This is a genomic window from Brachybacterium sp. YJGR34, from assembly GCF_003347015.1.
GTDB lineage: Bacteria > Actinomycetota > Actinomycetes > Actinomycetales > Dermabacteraceae > Brachybacterium.
In genome coordinates, this window is record NZ_PNFB01000002.1 from 129472 (window position 1) to 149368 (window position 19897).

Sequence of the window (19897 nt, forward strand, 5' to 3'; positions counted from 1 at the left end):
GCTCTGAGGAAGGTCCCAATGAGCACGACCGACGTCGCGCCGGACGCCCCGCCGTCCGCGCCCGATCCCTGGCAGAACAGCCGCCGCCGCTTCGGCGACTCGCTCTTCTCCTACCTGAGCATCGGCTCCGGCCTGCTCATCTTCGTCACCCTCGCCGCCGTGGCGATCTTCCTCACGAGCGAGTCGATGCCGGCGATCCTGGCCAGCCAGGAGTTCTCCGGCACCGCGGACTTCTCCCTGGTGGACACGACGCTCCCGCTGGTCTTCGGAACGGTGCTGGCCGCCGCCATCGCGCTGATCATCGCGATCCCGATCGCCGTCGGCATCGCACTGTTCATCTCGCACTTCGCCCCGCGGCGCCTCGCGGCCGGGCTGGGCTACATGATCGACCTGCTCGCCGCCGTGCCCTCGGTGGTCTACGGCCTGTGGGGCGGGATCTGGCTGGTCCCCAAGCTCGAGCCGCTGTACGTCTTCCTCAACACCTACCTGGGGTGGATCCCGTTCTTCGGCGGCGATCCGACGGCGCCCATGCGCAACCTCGCCTCCGCCTCCGTGGTGCTCGCCGTGATGGTCCTGCCGATCATCACCGCGGTCTCCCGCGAGGTCTTCCTGCAGACCCCGCGTCTGCAGGAGGAGGCGGCGCTCGCGCTCGGCGCGACCCGCTGGGAGACCATCCGGACCGTTGTGCTGCCCTTCGGCCGCGGCGGCGTCGTCGCCGCCTCGATGCTGGGGCTGGGCCGCGCCCTCGGCGAGACGATGGCCGTGCTGATGATCCTCGCCCCGGGCGCCACCTTCTCCCTCCACATCCTCGAGGTGGGGCGTCACCAGTCGATCGCGGCGAACATCGCCTCGAAGCAGGCGGAGGCCGCCGGCGTGGACATGTCCCTGCTCATCTTCACCGGCCTGGTGCTGTTCGTCCTGACGTTCATCATCAACGCCATCGCCCGGTGGATCGTCGCCCGCAGCGGCCCCAAGGCCTGAGAGGTACCCATGAGCTCCCCCACGACTGCGAAGGCTCCCACCATGCGTTCGGCCGACGAGCGCCGTCTGCCCTGGTACCACCTGATCTACACCGGCCTGGCCGGCCTGGTGGTCGCGATCGCCGTGCTCGCCATCGTCGACGCCCTCTCGGTCGCCAGCGCGATCCTGCTGGGCTTCGTGCTGCACCTGCTGTTCGGCTGGGCGTACTCCCTGCTGCGCGAGGGCCCGCGCTGGGCAATGGACCGCCTGGTCACCCTCCTGATCATCGGTGCCTTCGCGATCGCGATGTTCCCGCTGGTCTCCCTGCTGTGGGAGGTCGTCAGCCGCGGTATGACGCGCGTGCTCGCCGCAAAGCCCACCCCGTTCGCCTTCTGGACCACCGACATGTCCGGGATCATCGGCGGCGCCGATGCCGGCGGCGTGTTCCACGCGATCGCGGGAACGCTGCTGATCACCCTGTGGGCCTCGATCATCTCGATCCCGGTGGGCCTGTTCACCGCGATCTTCCTGGTCGAGTACGCCGACCAGGGCTGGAAGCGGACGCTGGGCCGGGGCGTGACCTTCCTGGTCGACGTCATGACCGGCATCCCCTCGATCGTGGCGGGCCTGTTCGGCCTCGCCCTGTTCATCGCCTTCATGCCGGACCAGAGCGTGCGCATGGGCATCATGGGCGCGGTCGCGCTGTCGCTGCTGATGATCCCCACCGTGGTCCGCAACAGCGAGGAGATGCTCCGCCTGGTCCCGATGGACCTGCGCGAGGCCTCCTACGCGCTGGGCGTGCCGAAGTGGCTCACGATCGTCAAGGTGGTGCTGCGCACCGCGATCGCCGGCCTCACCACCGGCGTCACCCTCGCGATCGCCCGTGTCATCGGCGAGACCGCGCCGCTGCTGCTGACCGTGGGCATGGTGACCTCGATCAACTGGAACATGTTCGACGGACGCATGGCGACCCTGCCGACGTTCATCAACCAGCAGTACCGCAACGGCAACGCCAACTGCATGAACGAGACGGTCACCAACCCGATCAACCAGGAGGTGTACGCCTGCTCGGTCACGACCAACATCGACCGCGCCTGGGCGGCCGCCTTCACCCTGATCGTCATCGTGATGGTGCTCAACATCGTCGCCCGTCTGATCAGCCACTACTTCTCCCCGAAGCTCAGCCGCTGAGCTGTCGCCCCACGCGAAAGGACATCTGATGGCAGCCCCTCAGCCCATCAACGTCGAGGACCTCAACATCTACTACGGGGACTTCCTGGCCGTGGAAGGCGTCACCGTCCAGATCCGACCCCGCTCCGTGACGGCCCTGATCGGCCCCTCCGGCTGCGGGAAGTCCACCTTCCTGCGCACCCTGAACCGCATGCACGAGGTCATCCCCGGTGCCTACGCCGAGGGCAAGGTCGAGATCGACGGCCAGGACATCTACGACCAGCGCGTGGACCCGGTCAACGTGCGCCGCCGCGTCGGCATGGTCTTCCAGAAGGCGAACCCCTTCCCGACCATGTCGATCCGCGACAACGTGCTCGCCGGCGTGAAGCTCAACAATCGCCGCATCTCGAAGTCCGCGGCCGATGACCTGGCCGAGAACGCCCTGCGCGGCGCCAACCTCTGGAACGAGGTCAAGGACCGCCTCGACAAGCCCGGCATGGGTCTCTCCGGCGGCCAGCAGCAGCGCCTGTGCATCGCCCGCACCATCGCGGTGAAGCCGGACGTGGTGCTCATGGACGAACCCTGCTCGGCCCTGGACCCGATCTCGACCCTCGCGATCGAGGACCTCATCCACGAGCTGAAGGAGGAGTACACGATCGTGATCGTCACGCACAACATGCAGCAGGCCTCGCGGGTCTCCGATCGCACCGGCTTCTTCAACATCGCGGGCACCGGCAAGCCCGGACATCTCATCGAGATCGACGACACCGAGAAGATGTTCACCAACCCCGAGAACTCGCAGACCGAGGACTACATCTCCGGCCGCTTCGGCTGACCCCGCGGGCGGGCGGGTGGCCGGGGCGTGGCGAGCGCGGGCCGCAGGTCCGCGGTGCGGACCGCCTGAGCCCGGGGCGTGCGTGCCCTGGTCGCGGCGGAACGAGGACGGGTCCGTGCGATCACTGTCGTCATACGGCCAGGCAGCGCTCCATACGGCCTCGTCGGCCGTATTCCGCCAGTGATCGACCACGCCTCGCGTCCACGGCGACGTCCGACCACGGTCTGACACCCCCGGCGCGGAATCGATCCGGGGGCGGACGCGCCGAGCCGGGGCCGCGCTCGATAGTGGAGCCATGAACTCCGCACCCCTCGCTCCCCAGTCGTCCCGGTCCGGCGGCTCCGCGCAGCCTGCAGACCCCGCCATGGCGTCCGGCCCGATCCCGCAGGCCGGGCACCCGGCCTCCCCGGCCCACGGCCCCTCGACCTACGCCGGGCACGCCCCGACGATGCACCCGGCCCCCGTGCTCTCCGCCCGCGGCCTGGTCAAGACCTACGGCAGCACCGGCGCCGAGACCCGTGCGCTGGACGGGGTGGACCTGGACATCGCCCGCGCGGACTCGCTGGCGGTCATGGGCCCCTCGGGCTGCGGCAAGACCACGCTGCTGCACATCCTCGCCGGGATCCTCACGCCCACCTCCGGCACCGTCCACCACGACGGCACCGAGCTCGCCGCGCTCGGCGACCGGGCCCGCACCCGGCTGCGCCGCAGCGACTTCGGCTTCGTCTTCCAGGACGGCCAGCTGCTGCCCGAGCTCACCGCGCTCGAGAACGTGATCCTGCCGCGGATGCTGGCCGGCGTCCCGCGGCGGAAGGCCACGGCGGAGGCCGCGTCCTGGCTGGACCGCCTGGGCCTTCAGGGCATGCACGAGCGTCGGCCCACGCAGCTCTCCGGAGGGCAGGCGCAGCGGGTGGCGATTGCCCGGGCGCTGGCCGGGCGGCCCTCGGTGGTCTTCGCCGATGAGCCCACCGGCGCGCTCGACCAGACCACCGGACAGACCGTGCTGCAGATCCTGGTGGAGTCCTGCCGTGAGACCGGGGCCAGCCTGGTGATGGTCACGCACGATGCCAAGGTCGCCGCCGCCTGCCGCCGCACCGTCGCCATGCGCGACGGCCGGATCGCCCAGGAGTTCGTGCGCCCCGAGGAGTCTTCGGCGGTGGCCCGATGAACGCGCTGTTGAGCTCCGCTCCGCTGCTGCTGCGGCGGCGGGGAGCGCTCGCGGACATCCTGCCGATCATCGCCTTCGCCGCGGCCACCGCGATCCTCGCGACCGTCCTCGGCGGGGCCGCGGCCTTCGTCGGCCGGATGCCGACGGGCGCGGGGCCGGCCACGGGCGAGGAGTCGATCATGGGCATGCTCGTGTTCTGCGCGATCATCGCCTCGGTGCTGCTGGTCCCGAGCGCCGTCGGCCTCGGAGGATCCGCGGCGCGCCTGTCCCTCGCGCGCCGCGAGCAGGACCTCGCCACCATGCGGCTCGTCGGCGGCACCAGCGCCCAGGTGGGCGGCCTCGCCGTGCTGGACGTCGTCATGCAGTCGATCATCGGCGCGGTGCTGGGCATCGGCCTGCACGCGGCGGTCACCCCGGCGCTGACGCGGCTCGACTTCGGCATCACCCCGTTCACCGTCCCGGATCTGCTGATGCCGTGGTGGGCGTACCCGACCCTGGTGGCGGCCCTGGTGCTGCTCTCCGCGGGCTCCGCCGCGGTGGCGCTGACCGGGGTGGTGGTCAGCCCCCTGGGGGTGGCACGGGACTCGCGGGTGGTGCGCATGTCCGTGATCCGCGTGGTGCTGTGGGTTGCCCTGATCATCGGCTTCTTCCTCTTCATGCAGGTGGGCGGGATGATCCTGGGACAGCTGGGAGGCGGGATGATCGCGATCGCGATCATGGTGCTGTTCGTCGGTGCGATCGTGGCGGGCCTGAACGTGGTGGGGCCCTTCGTCGTGTGGGTCACCGCCCTCGCGCTGGCGCGGATCGCCCCCACTCCGTCGCTGCTGGTGGGCGCCCGGCGCCTCGCCGGTGATCCCCGTGCCGGATGGCGCGCGGTCTCCGGCATCACCTTCGCCCTGGTCATCGCCGGGTTCCTGACCATGATGGCGGTGCTGGGCAATGCCACCAGCCCCGAGGAGGCGATGATGTTCACCGCCATGACCACCGGCGGTCTGCTGACGCTCGGGATCGCGGCGGTGCTCGCCGCGGTCAGCACCGGCGTGACGCAGACCGCGCGGGTGATCGACCAGGCACCTCGCCTGCGCGCCCAGCACATCGCCGGCGCCGAGGTCTCCCAGCTGCACCGGGCACGGATCGCGGAGATCGCGGTGCCGGTGGGCCTGAGCTCGATCCTCGCCACCGGGACCGCCCTGCTGGTGATGATGGCCGTGCTGGGCGGCGCGCCGTCGGATCCGCTGATGATCGCGCAGTACCTGATCAGCGTCGTCGGCGCGTACGCCCTGGTGATCGCCGCAGTGCTGGTGGGCTCCCCGCTCGTGAAGCGGTACGCGCTGCGCGGGGCGTGAGCCGAGGGGGACGGCGGCCGGCCCTCGGCCCGGCCGCCGTCCCCCGTCCAGGCGCGGGGAACTAGGCTGGGGGCATGGATGTCGAGACCGTCACCCCGGCCCAGGTTCCCGAGAACGCGCACCTCATCGACGTGCGCGAGCAGAACGAGTGGGATGCGGGCCATGCCCCCTCCGCCCAGCATCTGCCGGCCAGCACGCTGCTGGAGAACCTCGAGAAGCTGCCCGAGGACGACCAGGACCTGTACATCGTCTGCCGCACCGGCGGGCGCAGCGCCCAGGTCGCCCAGTGGCTCAACCACAACGGCTTCGACGCCATCAACGTCGCCGGCGGGATGGATCTGTGGTTCGAGAGCGGCCTGCCGGTGGAGGCCGACGGGGACGCAGAGCCCTACATCCTCTGAAGCCCCTCGGGCCGGGACGGCGCGGGCCGACGGGCCCGGGGCGCTCAGGTCGCGATGAGGTCCCGCAGCAGGGCATAGCCCACGAAGGCGACCACGTCGATCAGCGTGTGCGCGATGATCAGCGGCAGCGTGCGGCGCGTGCGGCGGTAGAACTCGCCGAACACGAGCCCCATCAGCAGGTTCGCGAGTCCCGGCCCCACCCCCTGGTAGGTGTGGTACGCGCCGCGCAGCAGCGCGGAGGCGAGGATGATGCGCCGCGGCGACCAGCCCAGCAGCTCCAGTCGCTGGGTCAGGTAGCCCACCACCAGGACCTCCTCCAGCACCGCGTTCTTCAGCGCCTGCAGGATCAGCACCGGCACCGTCCACCAGTGGGTGTCCAGGGCCGCCGGGATCACCTCGACGGTGGCGCCCAGCGCCCGCCCCACGTAGTACACGGCCAGGCCCGGCAGACCGATCCCGGCCGTCAGCGCGAGGCCCCACGCGAGATCCCTCCCGGGCCGACCGAGGTCCATCCCCAGGTCGCGCAGCGCCTGGGCGAGAGTGCCCGCGGTGAGGGTCAGCAGGAGCACGGCGAGGGCCACCGGGACCAGCGCGAAGGCGATCGAGAGCAGCTGGAAGAGAAGATCCGCCCAGGGGTTCTCTCGCAGCGAGGTGTTCAGCGCCGTGGACTGGCCGGCGAGGGGACCCGTGGCGAGCGCCTGGACCAGAGCCAGCAGCGAGTACACGGCGCTGCGCCCCAGCGAGAGGGCGAGCACGATGAGCACCTCGGCTCGCAGCCAGCTCCGGCTCGGGGTGACGGTCTGCACGGGGTCATGCTCTCACCCGGCGACGGCCTGTCGGCAGGCCGCGCCGGGCTCGTCGGCACCGTGGCAGACTCGAGGCCATGACGACCTCTTCCTCTGCCGATGCGCCCACCGGGGCCTCCCGTCCCGCCGTCCTCATCACCGGTGCCACCCGCGGGATCGGCCGCGCCGTCGCCGAGGAGCTCGCGGGTGACCACCACCTGATCCTCGGGGGTCGGGACCGGGTCGCGCTCGAGGAGCTGGCCGCGCAGCTGCCCTCCGCCGAGCCCTTCGTCGCCGAGCTCACCGACTACGAGGCCGTCGCCCGCGCCGTGGCCGCGCTCGAGCTGCCCGACGGGCTCGCCGGCCTCGTGCACTCCGCCGGGATTCTCGCCAACGGGAACGTCGCGGACTCCGCACCGGGGGAGTGGACGGAGTCCTTCGAGATCAACGTGGTCGCCGTCGCCGAGCTCACCCGCGTGCTGCTGCCGGCCCTGCGCCGCGCGCACGGCACCGTGGTGATGATCAACTCCGGCTCCGGCTTCAATGCCGTGCCCACCCGCGGCGCCTACAGCGCCTCGAAGTTCGCCCTGCGCGCGCTCGCCGACTCCCTGCGCCTCGAGGAGCGGGACAACGGGGTGCGCGTGACCTCCCTCCACCCCGGCCGCGTCGCCACCGACATGCAGCGCCAGCTGCGCGCCTTCGAGGGCGGCGAGTACCAGGAGGAGGACTACATGCGGCCCGCCACGGTCGCGGCGACCGTGGCACTCGCTCTGCGGCTCCCGGCCGACGCCAGCATCGACTCGCTCTCGGTGCGCCCGCGCTGAGCCCGGACCGGCCAGACGCCGGTGGCCCGTTCGTGCGGCACCGGCACGGTTGTCCACAATTCTGGGACCCGACGGCGCGAGGCGGGATCAGCTGGGTAGCCTCGGCGTGATCTGACGCACGCCCGGAAGGCCCATCCATCATGTCCCGACGCCTCCTCACCGCCGCAGCCTGCGGCGCGCTCCTGCTCGGCCTGACGGCCTGCGGAGATGGTTCCGACAGTCCTGTCACCACCGCCCCGCCCGAGGTCGACATCAGCGCACCGAGCGATGGGGGTGGCGGTGAGCCAAGCGACGGGGGTGGCGAGTCCGGGGCCGGCGACGGCGGCGGGGAGCCGACGGCCGCGGCCCCCGACATCCCGCCGCCGGATCCCGCGGAGTACGCGGGGATGGACGAGAACACGGCCGAGGGGGCGGAGCAGGCGTTCCGGTACTACATCGCGGTGTCCATGTGGGCTCACCAGACGGGCGACGACTCGTTGCTTCTCGAGATGCAGGGGCCTGACTGCGAGAGCTGCCAGGAGTTCAACGAGGACATCTCCACTCTTCAGGATCACGGTCAGTACTGGAGCGAGTTCCAAATCACGGATGTCAGCACGCGAATCCTCTCGTCAGAGAACTTCGACCGCGAAATCGGCTATGACTTCGTCACGAGTGCACACACGAGACCCGACGAGGATTTCAGTGGCACCATCGAAGCGCCGGAGATCGAGTACATCACGACCGGCGGCATGAACTGGGTAGATGGTCGGTGGATTCTCGAAGGGATTGATGCCGACTGGGGAGTTGATGTCCATGGCTGAGACGGAAAGTGCACTACTTTCCGCCAGACGCGTCCTCGCGGCGGTCGTCCTGCTCGGCATCGTGCTTTCCACCTCACCAGCATTCGCCGGCGGAATCGAAGGGAGCATTGACGACGAAAAGGTCGGTGTTAGTATTGAAGCACCACCGAGCGGCCCAGATCCAGATGCTTCCGAACGCTCCTCATCTGCGCCATCATCGCCGTCCGAACCCCCGCCCTACACCTACACCTGGACCCCGGTCTCGGCGCTCACCGGCTGTGGCGCGGATGTGAGCGCCGGAGCGTCCTGGTCCTGCACCCCGCATGAGGATTCCTGTGAGGCCGGGTCGGGCAGTCGGGTCCAGGGCATCGGTGATGCGCTGTTGATCGGTGGGAGCAGCGCTGCGCGGACCGAGGTCGAAGGGGTCACGCAGCGCGGGACGCGCACGGACAACGTCACCGGTGAGGAGACGGACCTCGGTGTCCGTTGCGCGCTGCCGGGCACGCCGGAGTTCGCCGAGGCACCGCCGGTGGAGATCGTCATGACGGTCAGCGACTTCGCCCAGCTGCCGGTGGAGCCGCTGCCGGCCCATGCCGGTCCGCCCGAGGGTTGGCTGCCGGTGAACATGGTCAACGTCCTGTATGCCGAGCCCTCCGAGCAGATGCTCAGCACCGAGCTGCTGGGCACCCCGGTCGCGGTGCGGGCCACGCCGGTCTCGTACCACTGGGACCTCGGGGACGGGAACACCATCACCACCACGAGCCCCGGCGAGCCGTACCCCTCGGAGGCCGTCTCGGCGACCTACCGCCGCGAGGGCTGGTACGACATCACGCTCACCACCACCTTCGCGGGGCAGTTCTCCGTGGACGGCGGCGGGTGGCAGGACATCGAGGGGACCATCGAGGTCGCCTCCGATCCGGTGGCGATCTTCTCCAAGTCCCTCGAGTCCCGCCTGGTCAACCCCGACGTGCCCGTCGACGAGGACGCGGACCCCTGGATCCCGGAGCGCACCGCGGAGACCGAAGGCCCGCAGGACCCCGACGCCCGTCATCGGACGCTCTGACCCGCCGGCTCCCACGCCCCGCGGCGGCGTCGGGCCCGCCCCGCGGCGAGCCCGACTCGGCCGGCGCGATCAGTCGAGGTGGCTGATCAGCGCGGCGGCGTACCCGGTGTAGGTGGCGGGGGAGAGGGCCAGCAGGCGCTCCCGCTCGGCCTCGGGCAGGCCCAGGGACTCGATGAACTCCCGCATGCCCTCGCCGGTGACGCGGTGTCCGCGCGTGAGGTCCTTCAGACGCTCGTAGGGGTTGTCCATGCCTTCGGTGCCCTGCACGCCCAGGGTCCGCATCACGGACTGCACCGCCTCGCCGAGCACCTCCCAGTTGCCCTCGAGATCCGCGACCATCGCGTCCGGATCCACGTCGAGCCCGGCCAGGCCGCGGCGCAGGTTCGAGATCGCCAGCAGCGAATGGCCCAGCGCCGGGCCCACATTGCGCTGGGTGGTGGAATCGGTGAGATCCCGCTGCAGGCGCGAGGTGACCAGGGTCTGGCCCAGCACATCCAGCAGCGCGCCGGAGACCTCGAGGTTCGCCTCCGCGTTCTCGAAGCGGATCGGGTTGACCTTGTGCGGCATGGTCGAGGAGCCGGTGCCGCCCTGGGCGGAGAGCCGCTGGCGGAAGTAGCCCATCGAGATGTAGGTCCAGATGTCCGTGGCCAGGTTGTGGAGGATCCGTCCGGCGCGCGCGATGTCCGCGTACACCTCCGCCTGCCAGTCATGGGACTCGATCTGCGTGGTCAGCGGGTTCCAGGTCAGCCCCAGGTGCTCCACGAAGGTGCGGGAGACCTGCTCCCAGTCGGCCGAGGGCACCGCCACTGCGTGCGCGGCGTAGGTGCCGGTGGCGCCGTTGATCTTGCCGAGCATCTCGTCGGCGCCGATCCGGCGGGCCTGGCGGCGCAGGCGGTGCGCGAAGACCGCCATCTCCTTGCCGAGGGTGGTGGGAGTGGCGGGCTGGCCATGGGTGCGCGAGAGCATCGGCACCTCGGCGGAGGCGCGGGCCAGCTCGCCGAGATCCTCGATGACGCCCTCGAGCGCGGGCAGCCACACCTCGTGCACGGCGCCGCGGATCATCAGCGCATAAGAGAGGTTGTTGACGTCCTCGCTGGTGCAGTAGATGTGCACCACCTCGGCCAGCGGCTCGAGGCTGGTGCCGGCCAGGCGGCGCTTGATGTAGTACTCGATCGCCTTGACGTCGTGGACGGTCTCGCGCTCGATCTCGGCGTGCTCGGCGATGCCCTCAGCGCCGAAGTCCTCGGGGATGGAGCGCAGCAGGGCGCGCTCGTCGTCGGTGAGGGTGCGCAGTCCGGGGATGACCTGGCCGTCCAGCAGGTGGATCATCCACTCGGTCTCCACCACCAGGCGGGAGCGGTTCAGCGCCGCCTCGGAGAGATGGTCGACCAGGGGCGCGGACTGCGCCCGGTAGCGGCCGTCGAGGGGGGTCAGGGCGATCGGCGGGGTGATGTCCGCGAAAGAGTGAGCCATGGGGTCATTCTCCCAGAACCTCCGCAGTGGACGGCGGGGGAGTCCGGGGATGCCGGGCCGGAGACGACGAACGGGCCGCCTCGGGGTCATGACCCCGGGACGGCCCGTTCGAGGAGGACGTGGCTCAGGCGCGCTCGTCGGCGGTGCCGAGGCCCGTGATGGCCTCCACGATCGCCTCGAGGATGCCGATGATGATGCCGGCCAGCAGCGCCCACCAGAAGGTGTCGAACTCGAGCGTGAGCCCGAACAGGGAGCAGACCCAGCTGGTCAGGAACAGCATCAGCGTGTTGACGACCAGCTGGAACAGACCCAGCGTGAGGCACGTGATCGGGAGCGCCAGGATCGACACGACCGGGCGGATGAAGGTGTTGATCACGCCCATGATCAGGGCGATCACCGCAATGGTGAGGATCTGCGCGAAGATGCCCGCGCCGTCCTCGCCCAGCCGCATGCCGGGCAGGATCAGCGCGGTGATCCACAGCGCCAGCCCGGTGACGATGATGTTTCCGAGAAGTCTCATGGCACGCATTCTCCGCTATCGCAGGGAACATCACATAATCCTGTGCAATGCCTGGGCGCGTCGGATGAGGAACCCCCCGGGAGCCGATGCCCTCACGAGGTCACCTCGACCTCCAGTCCGTGGAGCGCGGCGTACTCCTCCAGCGCCCACCAGAGGTCCGCGACCTCCTCGAGGCTGTGCGGATTCAGCCCCACGCTCACGTAGCCGAGGCCGCCGAGCAGCGGGCCGTTGAGCACGAGCTTGCGGAGCTTCGTCGTGGCGCGCGCCTTCACGGCCGGGTAGGCGTCCGGGCGGATCTCGACGTTCAGCACCTTCGAGATCCCGTCCAGGTTCGTAGCCTTCGTGATCAGCGCGTTGGTGGCACGCGCGGTCTTCTGGCTCCTGCGGTCCCGTCGGAAGCCGTGGAAGCGAGAGTCCTCGACGCGCAGCGTCAGCGCGGCGACCTCCTCCCAGTGCACCTGCAGGCCGCCCTGCGCCGTGAGGGTCTCGGGGCCGACGACGATCTCGATGAGGTCATCCCCCGCCAGCTCCGCCGCCCGTCGCGAGTTGACCAGCACCACGACCCAGATCAGGGCCGCCACCACGCCAAACGCGGCGATCAGCCAGAAGAAGAAGATCTCCGTGGAGATCGCGATCCCCGCCATGGCGATCGCGATCAGCACGGCGAGGACGATCACGACGATCGAGCCGGCGCCGAGCTTCTTCTGCTCGGCCGGCTCGGTGCGCCAGTCGATGAGGACGGGGGTATCGGGGGAGGAGGGCATGGCGGCGTGGTCCGATCTGGCAGAGGGTCCCGACGGCGCGGGATGCGGCGTCCTGGGGCGGGGAACGGCTGATCCTACCGAGGGGCCGCTCAGCCCCACGGCAACCACGGAGTCGTCGCGCCCGTCCCGCTCACCGCACCGCGGTCCCCCACGCCACCGTGTTGACCGGCCACGCCGGGGAGTGGCGCAGCAGTCCGCGCGAGGCGTGCACGGCGGTGAATCCCGCCGCCTCGATCCGCGAGAGCGTGTCGCGGTGCGGGTCGCAGCCCCCGCACAGCGCGCCCCACGGACGGCGCACGCCCTGCTGCACCCGGGAGCGGAGGCTCCCGGTCGGGGCGGCGACATGCTCGACGAAGCGGAACCGGCCGCCGGGCCGCAGCACGCGCGTCACCTCGGCGATCGCGGCGTCCGCAGCGGGCACGGTGCACAGCACCAGCGAGCAGATCACCTCGTCGACGCAGCCGTCGGGCAGCGGCAGGTTCTCGGCGGAGACCGGCAGCACCACCACCTCCTGGCCCGATCGCGCGCACCGGTTGCGCAGCGCCTCGTGCATCGTCCGGTTCGGCTCGACCGCATACAGCCGCGAGCCCGGAGCGAGCCAGGCGAGGTTCGCCCCGCCGCCGGCGCCCAGCTCCAGCAAGTTCCCGGCGCCGAGATCCGCGAAGGCCTCCTCCTTGTGCGGACCGGTGCAGTGGTTCATCACCGTGATCGCGCGGTCCAGCAGCCGCGCACCGAGCGCCGTCATCCGGCCGTGCTCGACGGAGGTGTCCTCGTGGGGGAGCACGGTCAGCGGATCCGCCATCGTTCCACCGTAGTGCTCAGGCGTCGTCCGGTCAGTCCGCGGGAACGTCTCGGTCGGTCACCACGTCGAGCGCAGCACCCGGAGTGTCTGCTCGAGAGAAAGGCCCTCGCGGCGAGCCGTCCCCGCCAACCGACGAGCCGCCTGCGCGACGGCCGACGAGACCGGTGCGGCCTGGTCGCTGACCCTGGTGCCGGAGCCGGCCCGGGAGACGAGGAGACCGTCGGCCTCCAGCGAGCGATAGGCCTTCGCGACCGTGCCCGGGGCGACACCGAGGTCCGAGGCGAGCTGGCGAACGGACGGCAGGCGCTCGCCCTGGCCCAGCTGGCCGGTGGTGATCAGCCCGCTGATCTGGTCATGGATCTGTCGAGCGGGACTCCCGCTCTCCGGGGAGATCACGATGATCATGAGTGCACCGAGGCGCGGGACGAGCGGGAGGGGGTCGGGGCGGGCAGGGCGGTGAGAGCCGTGAACACCCACAGGGCGAGACCGAGGATGCCGGCCAGCAGCGCCAGGACGTCCAGCGCTCCGGTGAGGGCGGAGAAGGGGGTGCCGGCCGAGAAGGGCATGGCGTCAGGGGCAGAGAACGAGCCGGTGACCCGAGAGGTGTTCGCCAGGGATCGCAGGATCGCCTCCAGGTGCAGCAGCAGCGCCCCGAGAGCGACCCGCGCGGCGTTCGCGCTGTCCAGGCGTCGAGCCGCGACGTCCATGATGTGCGGCGATTCCAGCGGTGGGCGGGCGATCCGGGTCAGCGTCCACCAGGTCGCCGCGGAGAGCAGCGCGCACAGCGCCGCCGGCACGAGGGAGTGGTGCCACCCGTAGATGGTCGTCCCGATCGCCCCAGCCCCGAGGTCGACCCAGTACAGGACGTACTCGCCGGCCTCGTTCGGCTGCGAGGCCACACCGGCTGCGAGCGTCAGGCCGAGGATCAGTGCCAGGACGCCCATCAGCGCGACGAACCACCATGTGCTGAGGAACGAGCGCCAGGTGCGGGGCGCGAGCAGCGCTCCGGACGGGGTGGTGGGACGTCGGCGGAGCGCACCGAGCAGCACCATGGTCAGCAGGCCGAGCAGCAACGGCAGGGTGAAGCGGGCACCGGAGAGCGCCGACCACATACCCTCGGGAACCTCGATCCACAACGGGACTGCGCTGAGGAGCGGATAAGCGGCAGCGACGATCGCCGCGATTCCGGCGATCGCCGCGACGCGGGCGCGACCGGCGAGAATCGTGTGGCTCCTGCGCCGGAACATCAGCCAGGAGACCACGGCGAGCAGGGTGCTCACCAGGGACGGCCAGAGCAGCGTCCAGATCAGCATCCAGGGCATGGTGTGCCTCCAGGGTGTATCAGCAAGGTGACACGAAGCGTATCAGGATGGTGGTACGCATGGAGGCTTGTTGATCTGGTGGCGCCCGCCCTGCCGCCCTCACGCCGAGGCGCTCGGTTCCTCCTCCGTGCCGACCGGGGAAGGATCCTGCGCCGGCAGGTGCAGGGTCTCGCTGGGGTCGAAGCCGGGCTTCCAGGCCCGTACCCATGCGGGCCGCTGCCCGCGGTAGGTGGAGGCGAGCTGCCAGGAGCCCTCGCTGGCTGTGCCCATCAGTCGCGCCTGGCGTGGCGCGGAGCCGGGGGCGGGCGGCGCGCTCGACCATCCGATGCGCGTGCCGGGGGTGTCGCAGACCAGCCTCCCGTCCTCGCCGAGCCTTGGCGTGCCGGTCTGCTGGAGCCTGCCGCAGGGCCGCCAGGACTCCAGCAGCTCCGCCTCCTCGAGCAGGCCGAGGTCGCCGTGATCCGTGGTCCATGTGTCCAGTGCTTCGCGCAGCCGCTCGAGATCCTGGCGGTGCCGGGGGTCACCGGCGAGGTCGGTCATCTCGTGCGGATCCGCCTCGGTGTCGAACAGCAGCTCAGCGGGCTTGCGGGGCGCCACGAGAGTCCGCTGCGCCTCGGTGAGGTGATCGGGCTGGTCGCCGGAGCCTCGCTGCGTGGCCTCCGCGAAGGCGAGCTCCCGCAGCTCGGCCCAGGTGGCCAGGGCGTCGGGGTAGTGGCAGTGCTGCATCGGCGGCCGGTCCGGATGCAGGTTGCGGACATAGCGGAAGCGCCCTTCGCGCACGGTCCGCACCGTGTCCTCCTGCTCGTCCATGCGGTCGCGTCCCCCGAAGACGTGCGGCGGGGTCTCCCGGCGCGCACCGGTGCGATCCAGCAGAGGGCCGGCCTGCATCCACGACGGGATGTCGAGCCCGCACATCTCGAGCATCGTGGGCGCCAGGGAGACCAGACCCACCGGCTCCGCGACGGCGCCCGGCTCCAGCCGGCCGGGCCATCGGACGATCAGCGGGACCCGCAGTCCGGCCTCGCCGGCCCACCGCTTGTGGCCGGGGAAGCCGGCGCCGTGGTCGCTCCAGAACACCACGATGGTGCTCTCGGCCAGACCGTCCTCCTCGAGCTGGTCCAGGATCGTGCCCACCCAGTGATCCATCTCCGCGATGAGGTCGAAGTAGTTCGCCCAGGCCCGGCGGAACGTCTCGGTGTCCGGGTGGTACGGCGGGAGGGTCACGGCGGAAGGGTCGCAGCGGTCCGCCTCGGCGACATGCGGTGTCGCCTCCCGGAGCTCTTCCGGGTCCAGGTAGATCTGGGACTCGTGGGTGATGAGCCCGTGGAAGGCTGCGAAGAACCGTGCGCCCTCGGGGCGATCGCGCCAGTGCGAGGAGTTCGAGTCGTCGTCGAAGGCCGTGCCGGGCGCCTCCGTCTGGAAGTCGCGGAACCAGTTGTTGGTCGTGTAGTACCCGGCCTCGCGCAGGATCTCCGGGAGCAGCTGCACCTCGTCGGGCAGCACCGCGTTCGACCGCATGTGCATGGTGCCGATGGATGTGGGGTGGCACCCGGTCATGACCGCCGAGCGCGACGGCGCGCAGACGGGGGCGGAGGCGTAGGCGCGGTCGAAGCGTGCGCCGTGCGCCGCCAGGCGGTCCAGGTTCGGGGTGCGGGCCCGCTCGGCCCCGGGCCACACCCCGGCGTAGGTGCCCAGATGCGGGTTGATGTCGTGGGTGCTGATCCACAGGATGTTGGGACGGTTCACGATGGAGGACCTCACGGGGAGAGAGTGGTCTGGGGGTCGGCGCCGACGTCGGTGAGGGCCAGCATCGCGCGCCGGTCCCGCGGGAAGGTGATCTGCAGGCCGGTCAGGACGACCCCGTTCACCAGCACCACCGCGACGATGGTCCACAGCACCGCGCCCTGGGTGCCGATCGCCCCGGCGACGAAGCCGGTGATCAGCGCCAGCGCGGAGTAGCTGATCGATTCGACGATCGAGATCATGAACCCGAAGGCGGTGCCGCGGTGCTCCGGCGGGACGATGGCCATGACGATCGGACGGTTCAGGATCGGATTCCAGCCCTGGAAGGCTCCCATGAGGGCGAAGAACAGACTGTAGGTCCACACGCCGTCATAGGTCACCTGGGTGGCGAGGAACGCCAGACCGCCGAAGGCGAACTGCGAGAGCTGCAGCAGCGTCACCCGGCCGCGGTCCGCGCTGAAGCGGTTCGCGACGTCCCCGAGATATCCGATGACGATGTTGCCGGCGAGATAGCCGATGCCGAAGGGCGCGAAGGCCGCGGTCGCCACCTGGATCGACAGTCCGTGGGCCTCGACGAGGAGCACGACGGCGAAGGCGCCGAGGACGGGATGCGGGGACAGCAACCGGCTGATGACCAGCACGACGTAGCTGGGCAGGCGGAACAGGGATGCCACGGTCCGCCAGCTGACGCCGTCGTCGGTCGCGGTGCCGGCCTCGCGGTGATCGGCGCGGCCGTCCATGTAGCCGATGCCCGGGTCCTTCAGGAACAGCAGGATCGCGAGGCCGGCGAGGATGTTGATGACGCCGATGGCCACATAGCCCCAGCGCCAGCCCTCCGGGACGTCGGCGAGCTGCCCGAACACCGGTGTGAGCAGTGAGCTGCTGATCACCAGGGCTCCGTACACCCAGCCGATCACGCGTCCGCGCTTGGCGTCGGGGAAGGAGTCGCCCACGACCGCGGGGAGGAACACGTGGGCGGCCGTGAAGCCGGCGGCGGCGATCGTGTTGAGGATCAGTAGCTGCAGGAAGTCCTGCGAGAACGCGGCGACGATCGCCCACACGCCCCAGAGCCCGCTCGCGATCGCGAGGACGGTGCGGCGGGCGAGGAAGCGGGTGAGGAACACCCAGAACGGGCCCGAGACCACGCTGACCAGGCGGCCCGCGGCGACCAGGACGCCGAGCGCACTGGTGGCCAGCCCCAGTGAGGCCGCGATGACGGGGAACAGTGCGCTGAGCAGGCCACTCTCGGCGGAGTCCGTGACCATCGCCCCGGAGATCAGGGCGACGTTCCGCTTGCGGTGGGGTGCCCCTTGGGGGCTGGGGCTGGGGCCCGGGGCGCTCGGTGCCGTGGGGGCGTGCTGAGTGGTCATCGTGGCCTCACGTCGTCGTGGAAGGTTCGGTCGGCGCAATCTACCGAGCACTCGGTAGATAGTCAACGAATGGCAAACTGTCCGGATGAGCGAGCAGACCACGCGCCCCCGTCGCGAACGCCTGTCCCGCGAGGTGCGCCAGGCGCGGATACTCGATGCAGCCGTCGAGGTCTTCGGCAGGTCGGGCTTCCGCGAGGGTTCGCTGCAGGAGGTCGCCCGGGCCGCCGGGATGACGGTGCCGGGGCTGCTGCACTACTACCCGAGCAAGGTCGAGCTCCTCTTCGCGGTGCTGGCCCACTGGCAGGCGATCCAGACCGAGCTGCTGGAGACGGTGGGCGTGCAGTCCACCTTCGAGCGCGGGCGTCTGATCCTGCAGCGGAACCTGGAGCACCGCGGGATGATGCGGCTGCGCGTCACCCTCACCGCGGAGACCGCCTCGGAGGACCACCCTGCTCACGAGCGGATGGTCCAGCGCTACCGGGAGACCGCGGCCTCGTTCGAGCGCACCATCTCCGAGGACGTGGCGCGCGGTGACCTGCCCCCTCTCATCGATGTCCCCGGCACGGCGCACTCGCTGATCGCGCTGCTGGACTCCCTGCAGATGCAGCATTTCCTCACCCCGGAGGTCGACATCGCGCAGGTCTACGAGACCGGGGCCCGGCGCCTGCTGGGAATGCGGGAGTAGGGCATCGCTCGACCCGCCGTGCGCTGCCTCCGCCGGTGAACACCCACCCCACCCCGTCGGCCCCGCGTCCTACCCTGATCCCATGCCCGACCGCCCTGACGCCACCCCCCGCTCCGCGCCCGACGAGGCCATCCGCCTGCGCCCGGGGCTCGAGGCCCTGCCCGCCTACGTCGCCGGGAAGCCGGCCGCCCAGGACGGCACGCTCCGCTACAAGATCTCCTCGAACGAGTCCCCCTTCCCGCCCCTGGCCACGGTGCGCGATGCCGTCGTGGACTCCCTCGAGGGCGTCCACCGCTATCCGGATGCGGCCGCCTACGCGCTCCGCGAGGCGCTCGGGCTCGAGCACGGCGTGGACCCCTCGCAGATCGCGCTGTCCACAGGGTCGGTCGCGGTCAGCGGCGACCTGGTGCGCGCCCTCGTGGCCGACGGCGACGAGGTGGTCTACGCCTGGCGCTCCTTCGAGGCGTACCCGATCGTCGTCGGCTCTCACGGAGGTGTCGCGGTGCCGGTGCCGCTGACGGAGACCTTCGAGCACGATCTGGAGGCCATGGCGGCCGCGATCACCGAGCGCACGCGCCTGGTCATCCTGTGCACCCCCAACAACCCCACCGGTCCCTCGCTGAGCACCGAGCAGGTCGAGGACTTCCTGGCCCGTGTGCCGGAGCACGTGGTGGTCGCGATCGACGAGGCGTACCGCGAGTTCCACGACCCCGCCACCGTGCTGGGCACCACCGGGATCTTCCGTCGCCACGGCAACGTGGTGCTGCTGCGCACCTTCTCCAAGCTGCAGGGGCTGGCGGGTCTGCGCATCGGCTACGCCGTCGCCCATCCGCGGCTGGCCCGGGCGCTGGGCCAGGTCACCGTGCCCTTCGGGGCGAGCGTTCCCGCTCAGGCGGCGGCGCTCGCGAGCCTCGACGAGGGGGTCCGGGAGGAGCTGGGGCGGCGCGCGGAGTGGATCCGCTCCGAGCGTTCGCGCGTCCTGGCGGCGCTGGGCGCCCAGGGGTGGTCCCTGCCGGTCTCCCAGGGCAACTTCGTGTACTTCCCGCTCGGCGCGGAGAGCGCGGAGTTCGTCGCCTTCGCCGAGGAGCGCGGGCTCGTGCTGCGCGGCTACGGGGCCGACGGGGTCCGTGCGACCATCGCCGAGCAGGAGGCCAGCGACCTCCTCATCGAGATCGCCCGCCAGTGGCGGGAGCGCTGAGCACCACGGCCGTGCCCGCTGCGAGGTCGTGCGGTCCGCGGCCGCTCCCGCGCAGGCCCATCACCGCGAAGGCCCCGATCCCCGCATAGGTGAGGACCGTGGCCGTCCAGGTCACGCGGTCCCCGCGCTCGAAGCCGCCCCAGGCCGCGCCGATCCCGGTCACGTGGGCGAGCTGCCAGGGCACGAAGATCTTCACGGTGCTGCGCAACAGGGCGCGGGGCAGGGGGAGCGGCGTCGGATCGACCATCGCGGCTCGACCGGCGCCGTCGGCGCCGCCGGCCGCCTCCGCCGCGTCGACGGCGACCACCCGCAGCCCCTGTCGGCGCTTCCCCCAGGTGGCGCCGTGCGGACCCGACTCGGCGCGGGCCGCGACGAGAGTCGCGAGAGCCGGCGGCACGGCGCTGATGAGGTAGGCGTAGGTGCGCGAGGAGCCCAGATCGGTCAGGCGGAGGGTCGCGATCCCCGCGGGCAGCAGGGCCGCGCAGATCCCCAGGTACCCGGAACAGTCCAGGAGGTACCCGGCCAGGCGACGCCCCGCGAGGTGGTGCATGCCGCCATCCCAGCACGCCCGGGCGCGAAGAGCACGCGAATATCCGGGGTCCGGGCCGATGTGACGCACTTGGTGCCCCCCGGCGGGCCGAGCCCCGTCCGGAGCGCCGAGTGCGTCACATCGGCAGGTCACCGGCTTC

General features: G+C 71.0%; 21 protein-coding genes. 11 read left to right on the forward strand and 10 right to left on the reverse strand.

Features of this window, described 5'->3' with window-relative positions; genetic code table 11:
- Window positions 1-18: 18 nt before the first annotated feature.
- From pstC to CXH06_RS02495, 6 genes are all read left to right on the forward strand, one after another.
- Window positions 19-981, forward strand: coding sequence for a phosphate ABC transporter permease subunit PstC (gene pstC / locus CXH06_RS02470; RefSeq protein WP_114853577.1), 963 nt, complete (start codon window positions 19-21; stop codon window positions 979-981).
- Between the two features lie 9 nt (window positions 982-990).
- Window positions 991-2151 carry a phosphate ABC transporter permease PstA gene (gene pstA, locus CXH06_RS02475; RefSeq protein WP_114853578.1) on the forward strand — a complete coding sequence of 387 codons (1161 nt, stop codon included), beginning with the start codon at window positions 991-993 and terminating at the stop codon, window positions 2149-2151.
- A gap of 28 nt (window positions 2152-2179) precedes the next feature.
- Window positions 2180-2965 carry a phosphate ABC transporter ATP-binding protein PstB gene (gene pstB, locus CXH06_RS02480; protein WP_114853579.1) on the forward strand — a complete coding sequence of 262 codons (786 nt, stop codon included), beginning with the start codon at window positions 2180-2182 and terminating at the stop codon, window positions 2963-2965.
- A 364-nt stretch (window positions 2966-3329) separates the two neighbouring features.
- Window positions 3330-4133 carry an ABC transporter ATP-binding protein gene (locus tag CXH06_RS02485; protein ID WP_157975585.1) on the forward strand — a complete coding sequence of 268 codons (804 nt, stop codon included), beginning with the start codon at window positions 3330-3332 and terminating at the stop codon, window positions 4131-4133.
- The gene (locus CXH06_RS02490; protein WP_114853581.1) at window positions 4130-5479 is read left to right on the forward strand and encodes an FtsX-like permease family protein; all 1350 of its coding nucleotides are present in this window, start codon (window positions 4130-4132) and stop codon (window positions 5477-5479) included. Before CXH06_RS02485 ends, CXH06_RS02490 begins: the two co-directional genes overlap by 4 nt.
- 74 nt (window positions 5480-5553) lie before the next feature.
- Complete coding sequence (locus CXH06_RS02495; protein WP_114853582.1) at window positions 5554-5880, forward strand: rhodanese-like domain-containing protein; 327 nt, start codon at window positions 5554-5556, stop codon at window positions 5878-5880.
- Between the two features lie 44 nt (window positions 5881-5924).
- Here the strand turns inward: CXH06_RS02495 and CXH06_RS02500 are convergent, their stop codons facing one another.
- On the reverse strand, window positions 5925-6686 hold the full coding sequence (locus CXH06_RS02500) for a CPBP family intramembrane glutamic endopeptidase (RefSeq protein ID WP_114853583.1): 762 nt from the start codon (window positions 6684-6686) through the stop codon (window positions 5925-5927).
- Between the two features lie 77 nt (window positions 6687-6763).
- Here CXH06_RS02500 and CXH06_RS02505 point away from each other — a divergent pair, with 77 nt between their 5' ends.
- The 3 genes from CXH06_RS02505 to CXH06_RS18270 all read left to right on the forward strand — a co-directional run bounded on the left by CXH06_RS02505 (window position 6764) and on the right by CXH06_RS18270 (window position 9331).
- Entirely contained in the window at window positions 6764-7489 is a 726-nt protein-coding gene (locus tag CXH06_RS02505; protein WP_114853584.1) for an SDR family oxidoreductase, read from the forward strand.
- A gap of 140 nt (window positions 7490-7629) precedes the next feature.
- Window positions 7630-8289, forward strand: coding sequence for a DUF6318 family protein (locus CXH06_RS02510; RefSeq protein ID WP_114853585.1), 660 nt, complete (start codon window positions 7630-7632; stop codon window positions 8287-8289).
- 361 nt (window positions 8290-8650) lie between these two features.
- A complete protein-coding gene (locus tag CXH06_RS18270) occupies window positions 8651-9331 on the forward strand; it encodes a PKD domain-containing protein (protein ID WP_232820162.1) in 681 nt (226 codons plus the stop codon).
- A gap of 69 nt (window positions 9332-9400) precedes the next feature.
- Here the strand turns inward: CXH06_RS18270 and purB are convergent, their stop codons facing one another.
- From purB to CXH06_RS02555, 8 genes are all read right to left on the reverse strand, one after another.
- Complete coding sequence (gene purB / locus CXH06_RS02520; RefSeq protein WP_114853587.1) at window positions 9401-10804, reverse strand: adenylosuccinate lyase; 1404 nt, start codon at window positions 10802-10804, stop codon at window positions 9401-9403.
- 124 nt (window positions 10805-10928) lie between these two features.
- Window positions 10929-11324: a phage holin family protein gene (locus CXH06_RS02525; protein WP_114853819.1), complete on the reverse strand. Its 396-nt coding sequence runs from the start codon at window positions 11322-11324 to the stop codon at window positions 10929-10931.
- Between the two features lie 92 nt (window positions 11325-11416).
- Window positions 11417-12088: a hypothetical protein gene (locus tag CXH06_RS02530; protein WP_114853588.1), complete on the reverse strand. Its 672-nt coding sequence runs from the start codon at window positions 12086-12088 to the stop codon at window positions 11417-11419.
- Window positions 12089-12218: 130 nt separating this feature from the next.
- Window positions 12219-12890: a class I SAM-dependent methyltransferase gene (locus CXH06_RS02535; protein WP_114853589.1), complete on the reverse strand. Its 672-nt coding sequence runs from the start codon at window positions 12888-12890 to the stop codon at window positions 12219-12221.
- Window positions 12891-12947: 57 nt separating this feature from the next.
- Window positions 12948-13295, reverse strand: coding sequence for a GntR family transcriptional regulator (locus CXH06_RS02540; RefSeq protein WP_114853590.1), 348 nt, complete (start codon window positions 13293-13295; stop codon window positions 12948-12950).
- Entirely contained in the window at window positions 13292-14212 is a 921-nt protein-coding gene (locus tag CXH06_RS02545; RefSeq protein WP_114853591.1) for a hypothetical protein, read from the reverse strand. The genes CXH06_RS02540 and CXH06_RS02545 overlap by 4 nt, the downstream gene beginning before the upstream one ends.
- Window positions 14213-14311: 99 nt before the next feature.
- Window positions 14312-15973, reverse strand: coding sequence for a sulfatase (locus CXH06_RS02550; RefSeq protein WP_232820163.1), 1662 nt, complete (start codon window positions 15971-15973; stop codon window positions 14312-14314).
- Window positions 15970-17325 carry an MFS transporter gene (locus CXH06_RS02555; RefSeq protein WP_114853593.1) on the reverse strand — a complete coding sequence of 452 codons (1356 nt, stop codon included), beginning with the start codon at window positions 17323-17325 and terminating at the stop codon, window positions 15970-15972. Before CXH06_RS02555 ends, CXH06_RS02550 begins: the two co-directional genes overlap by 4 nt.
- 85 nt (window positions 17326-17410) lie before the next feature.
- On the opposite strand from CXH06_RS02555, the gene CXH06_RS02560 reads away from it, so the two are divergent.
- Together CXH06_RS02560 and CXH06_RS02565 are read left to right on the forward strand one after the other, a co-directional pair.
- Window positions 17411-18010, forward strand: coding sequence for a TetR/AcrR family transcriptional regulator (locus tag CXH06_RS02560; RefSeq protein WP_114853594.1), 600 nt, complete (start codon window positions 17411-17413; stop codon window positions 18008-18010).
- 82 nt (window positions 18011-18092) lie between these two features.
- Window positions 18093-19208 (forward strand): histidinol-phosphate transaminase, encoded by a 1116-nt coding sequence (locus tag CXH06_RS02565; RefSeq protein WP_114853595.1) that lies wholly within the window; start codon window positions 18093-18095, stop codon window positions 19206-19208.
- Here the strand turns inward: CXH06_RS02565 and CXH06_RS02570 are convergent.
- Window positions 19174-19758, reverse strand: a complete 585-nt coding sequence (locus CXH06_RS02570) for an RDD family protein (protein WP_114853596.1) — start codon at window positions 19756-19758, stop codon at window positions 19174-19176. The genes CXH06_RS02565 and CXH06_RS02570 overlap by 35 nt on opposite strands.
- Window positions 19759-19897: the final 139 nt, after the last annotated feature.